14 protein-coding genes and 3 tRNA genes are annotated in these 13,672 nt (G+C 45.2%); 12 read left to right on the top strand and 5 right to left on the bottom strand.

Annotated features, from left to right (window positions below):
* Positions 1–105: 105 nt before the first annotated feature.
* A tRNA-Gly gene (locus JCM23214_RS07950) sits at positions 106–179 on the bottom strand.
* Positions 180–225: 46 nt separating this feature from the next.
* A tRNA-Tyr gene (locus JCM23214_RS07945) sits at positions 226–310 on the bottom strand.
* Positions 311–470: 160 nt separating this feature from the next.
* On the opposite strand from JCM23214_RS07945, the gene rlmB reads away from it, so the two are divergent.
* The 9 genes from rlmB (at position 471) to JCM23214_RS07900 (ending at position 8,786) form a co-directional block, all read left to right on the top strand.
* The gene (gene rlmB, locus JCM23214_RS19690) at positions 471–1,322 is read left to right on the top strand and encodes a 23S rRNA (guanosine(2251)-2'-O)-methyltransferase RlmB (RefSeq protein WP_084264668.1); all 852 of its coding nucleotides are present in this window, start codon (positions 471–473) and stop codon (positions 1,320–1,322) included.
* Positions 1,323–1,410: 88 nt separating this feature from the next.
* Positions 1,411–1,486 (top strand) — tRNA-Thr (locus JCM23214_RS07935).
* A 165-nt stretch (positions 1,487–1,651) separates the two neighbouring features.
* Entirely contained in the window at positions 1,652–2,167 is a 516-nt protein-coding gene (locus tag JCM23214_RS07925; protein ID WP_037493124.1) for a putative pterin-binding protein, read from the top strand.
* A 96-nt stretch (positions 2,168–2,263) separates the two neighbouring features.
* Complete coding sequence (locus JCM23214_RS19685) at positions 2,264–4,060, top strand: ATP-binding protein (RefSeq protein WP_159104317.1); 1,797 nt, start codon at positions 2,264–2,266, stop codon at positions 4,058–4,060.
* Between the two features lie 72 nt (positions 4,061–4,132).
* Complete coding sequence (locus JCM23214_RS26990) at positions 4,133–5,287, top strand: P-type ATPase actuator domain-containing protein (RefSeq protein ID WP_369405876.1); 1,155 nt, start codon at positions 4,133–4,135, stop codon at positions 5,285–5,287.
* Entirely contained in the window at positions 5,227–6,465 is a 1,239-nt protein-coding gene (locus JCM23214_RS26985; RefSeq protein ID WP_369405892.1) for a heavy metal translocating P-type ATPase, read from the top strand. The genes JCM23214_RS26990 and JCM23214_RS26985 overlap by 61 nt, the downstream gene beginning before the upstream one ends.
* Positions 6,466–6,485: 20 nt before the next feature.
* Positions 6,486–6,884, top strand: a complete 399-nt coding sequence (gene cueR / locus JCM23214_RS07910; protein ID WP_025898487.1) for a Cu(I)-responsive transcriptional regulator — start codon at positions 6,486–6,488, stop codon at positions 6,882–6,884.
* 86 nt (positions 6,885–6,970) lie between these two features.
* Positions 6,971–7,819, top strand: coding sequence for an AraC family transcriptional regulator (locus tag JCM23214_RS07905; protein ID WP_025898486.1), 849 nt, complete (start codon positions 6,971–6,973; stop codon positions 7,817–7,819).
* A gap of 82 nt (positions 7,820–7,901) precedes the next feature.
* Complete coding sequence (locus JCM23214_RS07900; protein ID WP_025898485.1) at positions 7,902–8,786, top strand: DMT family transporter; 885 nt, start codon at positions 7,902–7,904, stop codon at positions 8,784–8,786.
* 16 nt (positions 8,787–8,802) lie between these two features.
* On the opposite strand, the gene JCM23214_RS22285 is transcribed toward JCM23214_RS07900, so the two are convergent.
* Positions 8,803–9,510, bottom strand: coding sequence for a cell wall hydrolase (locus tag JCM23214_RS22285; RefSeq protein WP_025898484.1), 708 nt, complete (start codon positions 9,508–9,510; stop codon positions 8,803–8,805).
* A gap of 802 nt (positions 9,511–10,312) precedes the next feature.
* On the opposite strand from JCM23214_RS22285, the gene JCM23214_RS07880 reads away from it, so the two are divergent.
* Positions 10,313–10,633 (top strand): ArsR/SmtB family transcription factor, encoded by a 321-nt coding sequence (locus JCM23214_RS07880; protein ID WP_025898483.1) that lies wholly within the window; start codon positions 10,313–10,315, stop codon positions 10,631–10,633.
* Positions 10,634–10,702: 69 nt separating this feature from the next.
* On the opposite strand, the gene JCM23214_RS07875 is transcribed toward JCM23214_RS07880, so the two are convergent.
* Entirely contained in the window at positions 10,703–11,701 is a 999-nt protein-coding gene (locus JCM23214_RS07875; RefSeq protein ID WP_025898482.1) for an NADPH:quinone oxidoreductase family protein, read from the bottom strand.
* Between the two features lie 128 nt (positions 11,702–11,829).
* On the opposite strand from JCM23214_RS07875, the gene JCM23214_RS07870 reads away from it, so the two are divergent.
* Positions 11,830–12,579 carry a cytochrome c biogenesis CcdA family protein gene (locus tag JCM23214_RS07870; protein WP_025898481.1) on the top strand — a complete coding sequence of 250 codons (750 nt, stop codon included), beginning with the start codon at positions 11,830–11,832 and terminating at the stop codon, positions 12,577–12,579.
* Here the strand turns inward: JCM23214_RS07870 and JCM23214_RS07865 are convergent.
* The gene (locus JCM23214_RS07865; RefSeq protein WP_025898480.1) at positions 12,576–12,782 is read right to left on the bottom strand and encodes a hypothetical protein; all 207 of its coding nucleotides are present in this window, start codon (positions 12,780–12,782) and stop codon (positions 12,576–12,578) included. The two genes, JCM23214_RS07870 and JCM23214_RS07865, sit on opposite strands and share 4 nt — an antisense overlap.
* Before the next feature lie 223 nt (positions 12,783–13,005).
* Between JCM23214_RS07865 and JCM23214_RS07860 the strand changes: the two genes are divergently transcribed.
* Complete coding sequence (locus JCM23214_RS07860; protein WP_025898479.1) at positions 13,006–13,653, top strand: SOS response-associated peptidase; 648 nt, start codon at positions 13,006–13,008, stop codon at positions 13,651–13,653.
* Positions 13,654–13,672: the final 19 nt, after the last annotated feature.

Raw genomic sequence — 13,672 nt, 5'->3', positions numbered from 1 at the left:
CCTGTCGTCCTGAACTTATCAATTCACACAGCCCAAAGACACTGAAAGCAGCCCTTCAGCGTCTACAAATCTCATGATCCATATTTTGAGTGTCGATCAACACTTTGGAGCGGGTGAAGGGAATCGAACCCTCGTCGTAAGCTTGGAAGGCTTCTGCTCTACCATTGAGCTACACCCGCATATTTAAGTCGCAACCAACGTCACACCACAGAAACTGCAGGTGCGTGGTGGAGGGAGTTGGATTTGAACCAACGTAGGCAATGCCAACGGATTTACAGTCCGTCCCTTTTAACCGCTCAGGCATCCCTCCGACGCCACATTTACCTTCCGATATTCACCGCAAGGTGTTGCGGCACTATCGAAATTTCGACAACAAAGTCAACCGAAAAAAATTAAAAAATTCATTTTTTTCAAAGACCACCAGAAATGGCCCCTTGTTGTCCGAAGCGTTGCGCAATATAAGCGAGGCTATGACAACACGCAAGACGCCAAAAGGCCAAAAATCAAATTTTTTCTCAAGCGCTCGCAAATCAGGCGAACGCCGACAGAGAACTCCCCGAAATACACTGCAGTCAGCGCCAGGTGACGGCTGGCTGTATGGCGACCACGCAGTATTGGCTGCCCTTACAAATCCAAACCGGAAAATAAAGCGTCTATTGATTACCAAATCAAAAGAAACCCAGCTATCCGCAGAGGACTTGAAAGCAGTATCGTCAACACCAAACCTAGAATATGTTTCCACAGATGAATTGAATGATATGCTGCCTGAAGGGGCAATTCATCAAGGGATTGCTCTTAAAGCTACTCCCCTGCCCGATTACAGCCTAGAAGATATTCCCAATTTATTTGAAGGCAAAACCCACCAAGCGATCGCAGTATTGGATCAGGTCACCGATCCGCACAATGTTGGGGCGATCACGCGTTCTGCTGCAGCGTTTGGTATTGGGGCGATAGTTCTACCAGACAGGCGCTCTCCCTCAATTACCGGCGTCCTCGCTCGTTCCGCATCAGGTGCAATTGAAAGCGTACCTCTCATTCGGGTTAATAATCTGGCACGCGCGCTCGATAAGCTCGCTGAAATGGGGTTTTGGCGAATCGGAATGGATGGTAGAGCGGATCAGGAACTTGAGACAGCAATCACTGGAGCCAATCGGATCGCGCTTGTTTTGGGATCGGAAGGCAAAGGCCTTAGACGACTGACCGAAGAAAAATGTGATTTACTTGGCAAGCTACCCATCAGTTCCAAAATTGAAAGCCTGAATGTATCAAACGCAGCAGCAATTGCCTTTTACGAGATTGCGAAAACGGCGGCTAAAGGCTGACATTTTAAAGCTTTTTGAAAAAAAATAAAAAAATGCGAATTTTTTACTTGCTCAATTGAAAACTCGCCCCTATTTTGCGCCCCACAACGCCGCTATAGCTCAGTTGGTAGAGCAGTTGATTTGTAATCATCAGGTCCCGGGTTCGACTCCTGGTGGCGGCACCAGAATTCAAAAAAGCCTCGTTTCAACACGGGGCTTTTTTTATTTTCCAAAAGGAACTTGACGTAGCGTTATACAAAACTCCTTTATTACTTACCCCTGATACTCTATTAACTTTTGCTTTAAGATTGGGATTTATTCTGGGGAGCATGTAGTTGGGAGTGAGTATCATGAAGTACAAGTGGTCATTTGCTATATCGTTGGTTTATCTCGCCGTTACTTTAATTAATTTTGGGACAGCCAATGCACTCGAAGCTCCTCGCGAACAAGTAATTCTTTCCATCACAGGTAAAATTTCACAGTTCAATACCAACAACACCAAAGTTGAACTCGACCTACCTCTTCTTCAGCAATTTAATAAAAAGACGATCGTTACCAGTACGCCTTGGACAGATGGAAATATCCGTTTTGAAGGTGTCTTAATTCGTGATTTACTTGATACTTTACAAGCAACTGGCTCACAACTCAAAGCATTTGCCATTAACGACTATAGCGTCACCATTCCGATAGATGACCTGAGGCGCTATGATGTCATTATAGCTTTCATGCGTGATGGGAAGCTAATGAGTATCCGGGATAAGGGGCCGCTCTGGATCATTTACCCTTGGAATCAAAATCCGGAGTTAAAAACAGAGGTGCATCACTCGCGATCGATTTGGCAGCTCAACAGATTAATAGTCGAGTAAACAGATACCCCCTTCCCCATGCGCTTGACGACCAAAAAACTTTATACAGCTCTCAGTATTGCGATTCTGCTTTTAGCCGGATCAGCGCTTTGGTTGATGAATAGTGTTTTGGAAGAATCCAGGCGCGTCGATAACACTCCACGCGACACTTTGATCGGGTTGGCATCACAGACAAATTACGAGCTTCATCAGTTAATTTATGGTCTGGTTGAGTTCCAGCGCCCTGACAGCGAAATCTCAAAACAACAACTCCTAAACCGGTTTGATGTTCTCTGGAGCCGTGAAATCACAAACTCATCTGGAGCAATGGGACGGGTATTTGAACGTCTTGAAGGGGCAAGTGAAACTCTATCAATACTACGGCAGACCTTACGAGACACGGAAGAAGACATAATTCTTCTCGAGAAAGGTGATACATCCAAAGCCAGAAAATTAGCGGACCGGTATCAGGAACTCGTCCCTAGATTACAGAAAATATCAACTTCAGCAACTTACTACGCTACAGACCTAACAGCTCAACTTTATGAGCAATTCGCAACCGTTAATTATTGGACCATGATTCTGATAAGTCTCATGCTACTTACAAGCCTTTTGGTTGCAATTATAATCTGGAACGAACGGCGAGCACTCAAAAATCTGGCACGCCACCTTGAAGACAGGGTTGAAGAACGCACCACAGATTTGAAGCGAGCAAATAGGTTGCTCAAACAAGAGGTTCAGGAAAGAAAAGCGCTGGAAGAAAAGTTAATTCAGGCACAAAAAATGGAAGTCATCGGACAGCTAACAGGTGGCATCGCCCACGACTTCAATAATCTGCTAGCCATAATTCAGGGAAACGCAGAATTACTTTTGGATTATGTTGATGATCGAGACAAAAAACTTGTAAAACCAATATTACGTTCCAGTCAACGTGGTAGCGAGCTTACGAGCAGACTATTGGCCTTTTCTCGAAAGCAGGCTTTAAGACCTGAAGCTACCGACATTACTGATCATGTTAACAGTATGACCGAATTGCTAGATAGATCATTAGGAGAAACAATCAATATAAAACTGCAAACAGATGCAAATTTATGGCCGGCTCTGGTTGATCCCGGGCAACTTGAAAACGCATTACTGAATCTGGCAGTCAACGCTAGGCATGCTATGCCAAACGGAGGGACACTTGTTATCGAGGCACATAACGAGACACTTACTAATGATCCCTTAATAAAATCAGGCCAAATGTCCGCAGGTGACTATATATGCCTGATGGTTTCCGACAATGGTGTGGGAATGAGCGGTGAAGTCAAAGCACATGCGTTTGAACCCTTTTTCACAACGAAAGAAGTTGGCAAAGGTTCTGGACTGGGGCTTTCCATGGTCTATGGGTTTGTACAACAATCCGGTGGAGCAGTAGATATTGAAAGCACGCTTGGCAAGGGAACAACAGTAAAAATGTATTTTCCGCGAAGTGAACTCGCTCCTGTCACAAACCCTTCGGAGGAAGATCTAAACCCTTCATACCTGGGCAACGGAGAAACGGTACTCATACTAGAAGATGATCTAGGCGTTCTTGAGCTAGCTGACAATTTATTACACGCGTTAAATTACAAAACTATTTCGCTACAAAACCCAACGGAAGTGTTAAATGTGGCGCAATCTGGAGAGAAAATTGATGCTATTCTTTCGGATGTAATTTTGCCAGGCGGACAAACTGGCCCAGAGTTTTTTGAAAAATACTCAGATATGTTTCAGGACATTCCCATAATCTTCATGTCAGGTTACCCAGCGGAAGTTACTGTAAACGACACCAACGGACAGATTTGGGATACCGACAGGCCGTTGCTAAACAAACCGTTTCGCACTTCAGAACTAGCTCAACAACTTCATTTAGCCCTAAAAAGAATTTATTGAAATTCCTCTTGACCTTCCAGTAGCTGGAAAGATTATCTCTCTAATGAATTTGTTACTAGATGAGATAAAATCATGAGCCTCGGCGATACACAAAGCAGCAAGTCACCCGAAGTCACAACTGATCCCGTTTGTGGTATGTCTGTTAAACTGAATGCAGGCAAGCCATCTGTCGAACATGACGACAAGAATTTTCATTTCTGCTCTCAGGGATGCGCCAACAAATTTGAAACTGATCCCGAGTTTTATTTAACTGGCGGCCACAAACGCAGAGCGGAAACTGCCCCCAAAGCAGCCCAATACACGTGCCCAATGCACCCGGAAATCATTGAAGATCACCCAGCTGATTGCCCATTGTGCGGCATGGCACTTGAGCCAATGGGAATACCAGATGACGAACCAAACCCTGAACTTGTTGATTTCACAAAACGGTTTTGGATTTCGGGCTTGTTGAGCGTACCAGTAGTTTTTATCGCAATGGCTCCAATGATTGGTATCAATCTATCAGCATGGCTTCCCGCCCAAGTCTTAAAATCACTAGAACTTATCTGTGCGACGCCTGTGGTACTTTGGGCCGCACTTCCTTTCTTTAAGCGTGGCTGGGGTTCAATCGTAAACAAGAGTCCCAATATGTGGACATTGATTGCCATTGGCGTCGGCACGGCTTACATCTACAGCGTTATCGCGACGCTCTTACCAGACATATTCCCAGTTCAATTCAGAACTGCGTCAGGCGCCGTACCCGTTTACTTCGAGTCTGCAGTAGTCATCGTTTCGTTAGTATTTCTTGGCCAAATTCTTGAGCTAAAGGCTCGCGAGAAAACAGGTGCCGCTATCCGTTCATTAATAGACCTTTCCCCTAAAATGGCCCGGCGCATTAACGCCAACGGAAAAGAGCGAGAAGTCCCGTTAGCAAACATCCTTCCCAACGACAAACTCCGCGTTCGTCCAGGTGAAAGTATTCCAGTTGACGGCATCGTTATTGAAGGGAAATCCGCTATAGACGAAAGTATGCTTTCCGGCGAAGCTATGCCTGTCGACAAGGGACCGCGTGATCGCCTTATAGCAGGTACAGTCAACAAATCAGGCTCCTTGATCATGGAAGCTCAGAAAGTCGGCGCGGATACCATGCTCTCACAAATTATTGAGCTGGTTGCCAATGCACAAAGATCCCGCGCTCCGATTCAGGGGTTGGCGGACAAAATCGCTCCTATTTCGTACCTGCCGTAATTTTATGTGCGATACTCGCGTTCATCGCGTGGAGCATTTTCGGCCCTGCTCCCCAGTTCGTTTTTGCGCTGCTTTCGACAGTGTCAGTATTAATTATTGCATGTCCATGTGCGCTAGGCCTTGCGACACCCATGTCAATCATGACTGCTACAGGTCGCGGAGCCCTTGCTGGTGTTTTGGTTCAGGATGCCACTGCACTCGAACAGCTATCGAAGGCTGAGGTAGTGATCATGGACAAGACAGGAACCCTTACTGAAGGAAAACCTGTTTTGAACAAAATACAGGTGTTCAACAACATGAGCGAAGAAAGCGCGCTTAGTCTCGCTGCGGGACTGGAAATGAGCTCCGAGCATCCCCTTGCAAGCGCCATAATCGAAAAAACGACTGCTGCAGGATATACACCTTCAGAAATAACTGACTTTGACAGCGTTACCGGGCATGGCGTCACTGGCATGTATAAGGATGAGCAATTATGGCTTGGTAACCACCGACTGATGGAAGAAAAAAACATTGACCTCCAAGCAACGGTCGAAAGCGTCGATGCTGCAATCGAGGAGGGGCACACTGTACTCTATTTGGCTAAAAACAAAGAAATATGCGCCCTATTCTTTATATCAGATAAAATCAAAGCGAACGCAGCCAAGCTGATCCAATCTCTTCAGGAAAAAAACATAACACTGGTAATGGCCACCGGTGACAACGAGGGAACAGCAAAATTGGTCGCTGACCAATTGAACATCAGGGATTGGCATGCAAATTTATTGCCTGCGAATAAGTATGAACTAGTTAAATCCTGGCAATCTCGCGGCAAAATAGTTGCCATGGCTGGCGACGGTGTAAATGATGCCCCCGCACTCGCACAAGCAGATATCGGGATCGCGATGGGGACTGGCTCTGACGTTAGCCTTAACAGCGCTGGCATTACCCTGCTTAAAGGTGACCTGAGTGCACTGGACCGCGCAATCAATTTGTCCAGAGCCACAATGGCAAATATTAAACAAAATCTAGTGTTTGCCTTTGGATATAACGGCATATGTGTTCCTGTTGCGGCAGGAATTTTGTACCCGTTCACAGAAACACTATTGTCGCCCATGATTGCAGCAACAGCCATGAGTCTCTCATCTGTTAGCGTCATCGCAAATGCTTTGCGTCTCCGCAGACTAAAGCTTGATCAATAATTCGCACTTGAGGAAAAAACATGAATATCGGTGCCGCCTCCGCCAAATCAGGGTTACCCCCGAAAACCATTCGATATTACGAAGATATTGATCTGCTGGTACCTGACAGGTCAGAAAACGGATATCGCCGCTATAATATGGATGATATCCATTGCCTCAGGTTTATTGGCCATGCCAGACAGCTTGGTTTCTCTATCGAAGAGTGTAAAACCCTGCTATCGCTCTATAGAGATACAAACCGCTCCAGCGGCGAAGTAAAGGAAATGGCACTTCGCAAAATACAAGCCATTGAGAAAAAAATAAGCCAACTTCAATCCATGCGAGATATGCTAGGTAAGTTAGCTGAAAATTGCCATGGTGATGAGCGACCAGATTGCCCTATTTTAGAAGGTATAGCGGAATTACCATACAGCGAATAAAGTTACATTTTTTCCAATTTAGCAAGATTTGTCAAATTCAGTTGTGCTTTAAAGTGACCAGTATTCCTGACGGTGACTAAAATGACATGACGAACTATAAATACGCCAGCTATGAAGAACGCCTGCAACGCGTTACTACCTATATTTACGAGCATCTTGATAACGATATTGATCTGATGCATTTGGCAGAGGTGGCCTGTATGTCACCCTATCACTGGCACCGTATTTATAAGTCCGTCTGTGGTGAAACGATTACTGCCACGGTCCGACGTCTGCGGTTGGCTCGCGCTGCCAAGGAATTGTCTGGGTCAGACGCACCCGTTCGCGACATCGGCATTCGGGCGGGCTATACAAATGTCCAGTCCTTTACCCGCTTGTTCAAGCAGGCTTACGGTCTTCCCCCTGCAGAATATCGTAAAAACGGCTCCCATCAGCGGTACTCACTGAACCCCAATGAGGAGGAAACACTTATGTATCAGATTAGAATTGAAAATTTTCCCCAAACGGAAATAGCTGGCATGAACCATTCTGGCAGCTACATGGATATAGGCGCTACATTTGACAAAATGTTTGGTGCCATTGGCGATACAGAGCTCGACTGGACCAATAAACAACTACTGGCACTATATTTTGATGATCCAAACTCCGTACCAGAAAAAGATCTAAGGTCTTTTGTTGCGATAACAGTTGAAGACGGATTTTCGGCTGAACCACCCTTGCAAAAAAGCACGGTTCGTGGCGGAAGGTACGCTATTTTAAGGCATCAAGGACCTTATGCGGAGATGCAAAAAGCCTATGACTGGCTATACGGAAAGTGGCTTGTCTCGTCCGGCGAGGAAGCCGCGGATGCACCTTGCATAGAAATTTACCTCAATAGCCCCAGCGACACCCCAGCCGCTGAACTCCTAACCGAAATCTATCTACCCATAAAATAGATTTTCGTTTCAGACGGCTTGCTCTGCCTGCTAAACTGCGATATGGCCTAGATTGTTTGAAGTCCATCTTTAAAGGTAATCAATGGCCATATCCTCCCGACATATTCAAGGCACACTTCTCACAGCTTTAGGTGTACTTGTCCTAACACCCGACGGATTATTGGTACGTCTAATTCACGCTGATACCTGGACGCTTCTGTTCTGGCGCGGTGTGTTTTTCGCAACAGGTATCTTCGGCTTTTATGCAATCCTGCATGGGCGTCAGGTCATTGCAAAGACCATCGGTACAGGCTTACGTGGCCTCCAGGCGGCTTTCTTTTTTACATTGAGCACCGTGTGTTTCGTCTTGGCCCTTCATGGCACAAGTGTCGCGAATACCCTTGTTATAATCGCCATGGCACCGTTGGTGTCGGCTGTAATTTCACTCATTTTTTTAAAGGAAAAAGTCAGCCTCTCTACCTGGATTGCAATATTTGTGAGTAGTGGAGGGATCGCGTTCATCTTTAAAGGAAGCTTGAACAGCGAGCACTTGTGGGGAGATATTTTCGCAGTCGGCGCCGCTGTTTCAATAGCGGCTCATATAACAACCGTCCGCGTTGCCAAGCATATGGATATGGTCCCCACACTGGGAATTAGTGGGCTTATGATTGCAGCAATAGGCTTGTTGCTATCAGATTCACTGCAGGTATCTCAGTCAGATTTTCTGTATCTTGTGTTACTTGGTGTCTTTGTACTGCCACTTGCGTTTGGCTTGATAACAGTCGGACCGCGATTCATTCCCGCCGCCGAAGTAAGTCTCTTGATGTTACTGGAAACATTCCTTGGACCCGTTTGGGTATGGCTTGTTATTGGGGAAGTACCGTCAAACGAGACATTAATTGGGGGAACACTGGTGCTTTTAACACTCGTACTCCACACAATATATAATGCCCGCAGGAAACCAGCGGGCACTTTGTCCACCACCTGATTCTAGAAGTAACGAATTAGATGACGCCTCTGCGGTAAAAAATGTGACGACCGACTTCACCAACCTTGTCAAGCGCTGTCCGCCAGCGCGGTGCAACATAAGATGCATGATAGTGTGTGGCGCTTCGGGCAACCCCGCTGCGTTCCCCTGCCATTACCAACGCAACGACCTTCAAAGACTGTTCCCACGCACGAATGTCTTTTGGGCGATCGGATTTACCGTCACAAGCAAATGAAAATTGGCATCTGTTTTTGAGATGCTGGTTCTGGAAAACAACCTCGCAGGCAGTGTCGGGATACCGAGAGCTGACAACGCGATTAAGTACGACCTCTGCAATCGCAACCTGTCCTATCAACGGCTCGCCCCGGGCTTCAAAATAAACCGCTTGAGCAAGACAAAGCTCCTGTCGCGTGAATACTCTCTCAAATAAGTCAACAGATGCCAAGGTGGCTTCCGTCCGACCGTGATCAGGCATATCAAGATTTTTCAAAATAGCCTGGCCTTGAGGTGAAATGGCGCCCAAACTGGCGATTTTGGTTTCAAGCTCATGAATGCTTGATACCTGATAACGTGAAGTTAAGAAGGCTTCGTGCCATTCGGAATGGCGTGAACCAACACTAAATAGAAGGGATATGCTAATGCCCATGGCAACTGTTACGGCAATCGCACCTAAAACAACAGCTGCCCTCTGGCCAGCGAATATTGAAGCAATTCTGATAAACATACCTATTTTCTCATTAATTACGGGCGCTGCAGCAAAAATGCTGTGTTCGCTCCTTAAAATGAAAACCTAAAGAAGTCAGTTTCACCTATACTACCAGATCAGTTTGACCCGGTTCATCACCCACATGTGGGATGGTAATGCACTTTTTTAACGGTTTTGTTAACCATTTTGCAGTCATTCGCGTGAATTTCATAACATAACAAAACAACCCTAAATTGCTAAATTTGGGCAAAAACAAAATTAAACACCAATAAAAACAATTATTTACGAAAAATCACTTAATAAAATATTTTCAGAAAATACAGATATACAGCACTTCTGCAAAAGTTAACGAATAGGTCGTTTTATTAATGAATTGTGATATTGATCATACTTTCCATGAGAATCATTGACAGCTTTGGATGCAGATCGCATAACATGCGGGCAGTTTTGCGGAAAATCAGCATTTATAGTATTCTGTCCTCCGCTTTACTCAGCAAATTTATCAATCAGGGTAGGTGTATGTAGTCTTTGCCTTCAGGTTCAATACCAGTCCAAATTTAAAAATTGGTCACACATTTTAAGTGGATCGCCAAACACATAACTTTAGTATTAATTATATGGCCTCAGTTAATTTTTCATATATATAAATTTTAATTAATATTAATGGAAAATTTTTGGCTAATATTGTGGCAAATATGTGATTCATAAGGCATATATGATCTTTTTTAATATTTTGTGATTGTTTTGCTTGCATCAATACAGGCTTTTGTTATATCAGCTATCTTGAATTTGTTTCACATTTCAGTAATTGGTTAAGTTTATGGATATTACAGCACTACAGGGCAAGGCACTGGAAGCAAGTCGCTTCCTGAAAGCTATGTCAAACAAACATCGGTTGCTCATTCTTTGCAATCTAGTTGACTCAGAAAAATCAGTTGGTGAATTGGAAAGAATTGTTGGCCTGAGCCAGTCGGCGCTGTCCCAGCATCTCGCTCGCCTTCGCAAGGAAGAAATTGTAAAAACACGCCGCGAAGCGCAGACAATTTACTACTCATTGGATGATGAGAGTGTAATTGACGTTCTGGAAGTACTCTATGATATTTTCCTGGGCGAAGATGAATCTCTTGCTGACGTTGCCTAAGTCAATTTAGACATAGACAGCATCAATAAAAAGAAAGCTGTGGCGACCGATTAGGTTGCCCAGCTTTTTTTATTTTATCCTTATTACCTGCTTACCCACAACTTCACGCCGTTCCATCGCGATTAACGCGTCACGGCAGTTTTGGAGTTCCCATGTTTTTCCAATATATGGCTTCAAGCTTTTCCTAATCGCAAGATCAAAAAGCTCTGAGTGAACCTGTCGGCCTGCTGCAGGGTTACGGCGTCCATACTCGCCAGCTCTTACACCGACAAGTTCCCCTCCCCGGCGTTGCAATTCGCGTAAGTCAACCTCTCCAAAAGATCCGCTGGCGAAACCAACGCTTAGAATACGCCCCTGCCAAGCCAAACAAAAAACACTTTGTCTCAAAGCGTCGCCACCAACAGGATCGAGCACAACGTCCACACCGCGCCCATTTGTGTATTTGTGAACCTCCTCCACAAAATTCTGCTTGCGGTAATTGATCACATGATCAGCTCCAGAAGTTTTCGCAATGGACAACTTTTCATCTGTACTGGCTGTAGCGATTACAGTGCCTCCCAATGCTTTGGCCACTGCAACCGAAGCCTGACCAACGCCTCCCCCTGCCCCGTGAATCAGCACCACTTGCCCAGCTTTTAGATTCGCACGCGGAACTAGCGCTACGTAAGCTGTTTGGAACGTAACACCGAAAGCCGCAGCCTCTTCATAACTCAAGGTAGGCACCATAGAGCTCACATTCTCTATACCCACAACAATTTCTTCGGCAATGGCACCCGTTTTACCGCGAAACGTGACCGCTTCACCAACCTGAAAGCCGGTTACGCCTTCGCCGGTCTGCAAAATGACGCCAGCTCCTTCCATCCCCAAAATAAAAGGTAATTCAGGTCGAAATTGATATTTGCCATAGGTCATTAAGAGATCCGGAAAATTCAATGCTGCTGCTTTGACAGATATCCGAACTTCTCCTGCTGCAAGTTCCCTGCCTTGCAATGTTTTGAGCTCGATTTGAGCGGGACCATTCAAGTGGCTGCAAACTAAGGCTCGATAAAAACTGATCTGGGAATTCATGAAATTGCTATGCTTTTTTATTTTGTAAAATCGAATCCTTTCTGATCCTACAATTATGTGACTGGAAAGTCTTACGCTAAAGCTATATGTGTTTGTTTCTGACGTTTTCGGTTTAAACAAGTGAGATAATGGCTGTATCTGAATTAACCTATCTTGCCGCTGCTGGCGGTGGAATTGCAAGCTTCCTAAGCCCCTGCGTGCTACCACTTGTACCCGCCTATTTATGCCTTGTTGCTGGCACTAATCTTGAACAATTGGAAGCCGAACAAAGCAGACAGGATACCCCTTCTGTAAACACCAAGGTTGTTGCGATGGCGCTCCTGTTTGTGATGGGTTTTTCCACAGTCTTCATATTGTTGGGAGCCGGCGCAACCTTTATCAACCGACTGCTGCTACAGCATATGGAAATTCTGTCACAAATCGCTGGAGTAATAATCGTCATATTTGGAATTCATATGACTGGACTGATCCGTATCCCCCTGCTTTACAGAGAGGCAAGATTCAACTCTATCGATAAGCCGCAAAATTGGCTGGGCGCATATGTAATTGGCCTTGCTTTTGGTTTTGGCTGGACACCGTGCATTGGCCCCATACTAGGCACAATTCTGGCGCTTGCTGCATCTGACAGCTCCTTAGCACACGGGGTCAGTCTGTTGGCTGTTTATGCACTTGGACTTGGGATACCATTTTTACTGGCAGCTATCGCTATTAACCCGTTCCTGTCTTTTATGCGCCGATTCCGCAAACACTTTAAAACCTTGGAAATCATTACAGGGAGTGTGCTTATAGCGACCGGTTTATTGATTTTTTCTGGCCAGTTTCAAATACTGGCATACTGGTTTTTGGAACTGTTCCCCGCACTCGCCAACTTAGGCTAGTTGCGGCTTGAATTGGTAAAGTTGTTCAGGGCAGCGGACGGATAAAGGCTCTGGTTCAATACATCCGCATCGAGAGTTGTATTTTCTGTTGGTGCTGCCTCGGGCGTATTAACTGAGGAGCCTAGCGGTAAGAAGGATGCGATCAACAGAACACCAATTAACACCAGAAGTATTGCCCAAGTGGAAGTTAGTTTATCCAACATTGTATTTGCCTGAATTTGCGGTTTATAATTTCACACAAAGTTTGTGCAGTCTTGACGCGTGACTTAAGGGTATTTCCAATAAGTTCAATGGTTTTCACGTAGCTGTGAAATCAAAGATCGGTGGAATAACAAGGACTGTAATCACAATCACATTTCTGGCAGGCGTTCTTCAGTTTTCTGTGATTGGAATTCGGGACTAAACCATTGGAAGAAATTGTAAATCATGTGCGCACGTTTCAGCCTTACCAGCCCGATAGAAGCCATACGTCAGATATTTGGTTTCAAGGAACGGCCTAACCTGCCGCCGGCTTATAATATTGCCCCAACAAACTACATATTGGCACTTAGAATAAATATTGATGATGGTGTAGCTCTGTCTGCTTTTCAGGCCCATTGGGGATTAATCCCCAAATGGGCAAAAGATGGATCTGTCACGGCAAAATTAATAAATGCAAGATCAGAAACCGTTGATCAAAAGCCCTCATTCCGGGAGGCTTTTTCTACACGCAGATGTATAATCCCAGCAAACGGCTTTTTCGAATGGCGTAAAGACCTAGATGGCGAAAAACAGCCTTATTACTTTCAAGCGTCTGACGTTTCATTGTTCGTCTTTGCAGGTCTTTGGGAAAAATGGACTTCACCAAACGGTGAACAGATTGAAAGCTGCACCATCCTTACCGAACCTGCAACTGAGGACGTCGCCCCCATTCACAGCCGCAAACCTGTCACAGTTAAAGTTGATTACATAGATGAGTGGTTATCTGGCACTGACAGACAAAGTATACCTTCAATCTCCATGCAGGAGCGGTTCACATTCTATCCGGTACACAAAAAAGTCGGCAATGTTCGTGAAAACAATGCGACCTACTAACGGAAATTACAATTCCGGA

Source organism: Sneathiella glossodoripedis JCM 23214 (assembly GCF_000616095.1).
Classification (GTDB): Bacteria; Pseudomonadota; Alphaproteobacteria; order Sneathiellales; family Sneathiellaceae; genus Sneathiella; species Sneathiella glossodoripedis.
The sequence above is the reverse complement of the archived record's forward strand: the minus strand, read 5'-3'. Positions and strand labels throughout refer to the sequence as shown.

Bases quoted from the DNA above. Each gene is read 5' to 3' on its own strand.
- rlmB (WP_084264668.1), top strand. From the start codon at position 471: ATGACAACACGCAAGACGCCAAAAGGCCAAAAATCAAATTTTTTCTCA.
- JCM23214_RS07925 (WP_037493124.1), top strand. From the start codon at position 1,652: ATGAAGTACAAGTGGTCATTTGCTATATCGTTGGTTTATCTCGCCGTT.
- JCM23214_RS19685 (WP_159104317.1), top strand. From the start codon at position 2,264: ATGAATAGTGTTTTGGAAGAATCCAGGCGCGTCGATAACACTCCACGC.
- JCM23214_RS26990 (WP_369405876.1), top strand. From the start codon at position 4,133: ATGAGCCTCGGCGATACACAAAGCAGCAAGTCACCCGAAGTCACAACT.
- cueR (WP_025898487.1), top strand. From the start codon at position 6,486: ATGAATATCGGTGCCGCCTCCGCCAAATCAGGGTTACCCCCGAAAACC.
- JCM23214_RS07905 (WP_025898486.1), top strand. From the start codon at position 6,971: ATGACGAACTATAAATACGCCAGCTATGAAGAACGCCTGCAACGCGTT.
- JCM23214_RS07900 (WP_025898485.1), top strand. From the start codon at position 7,902: ATGGCCATATCCTCCCGACATATTCAAGGCACACTTCTCACAGCTTTA.
- JCM23214_RS22285 (WP_025898484.1), bottom strand. From the start codon at position 9,510: ATGTTTATCAGAATTGCTTCAATATTCGCTGGCCAGAGGGCAGCTGTT.
- JCM23214_RS07880 (WP_025898483.1), top strand. From the start codon at position 10,313: ATGGATATTACAGCACTACAGGGCAAGGCACTGGAAGCAAGTCGCTTC.
- JCM23214_RS07875 (WP_025898482.1), bottom strand. From the start codon at position 11,701: ATGAATTCCCAGATCAGTTTTTATCGAGCCTTAGTTTGCAGCCACTTG.
- JCM23214_RS07870 (WP_025898481.1), top strand. From the start codon at position 11,830: ATGGCTGTATCTGAATTAACCTATCTTGCCGCTGCTGGCGGTGGAATT.
- JCM23214_RS07865 (WP_025898480.1), bottom strand. From the start codon at position 12,782: ATGTTGGATAAACTAACTTCCACTTGGGCAATACTTCTGGTGTTAATT.
- JCM23214_RS07860 (WP_025898479.1), top strand. From the start codon at position 13,006: ATGTGCGCACGTTTCAGCCTTACCAGCCCGATAGAAGCCATACGTCAG.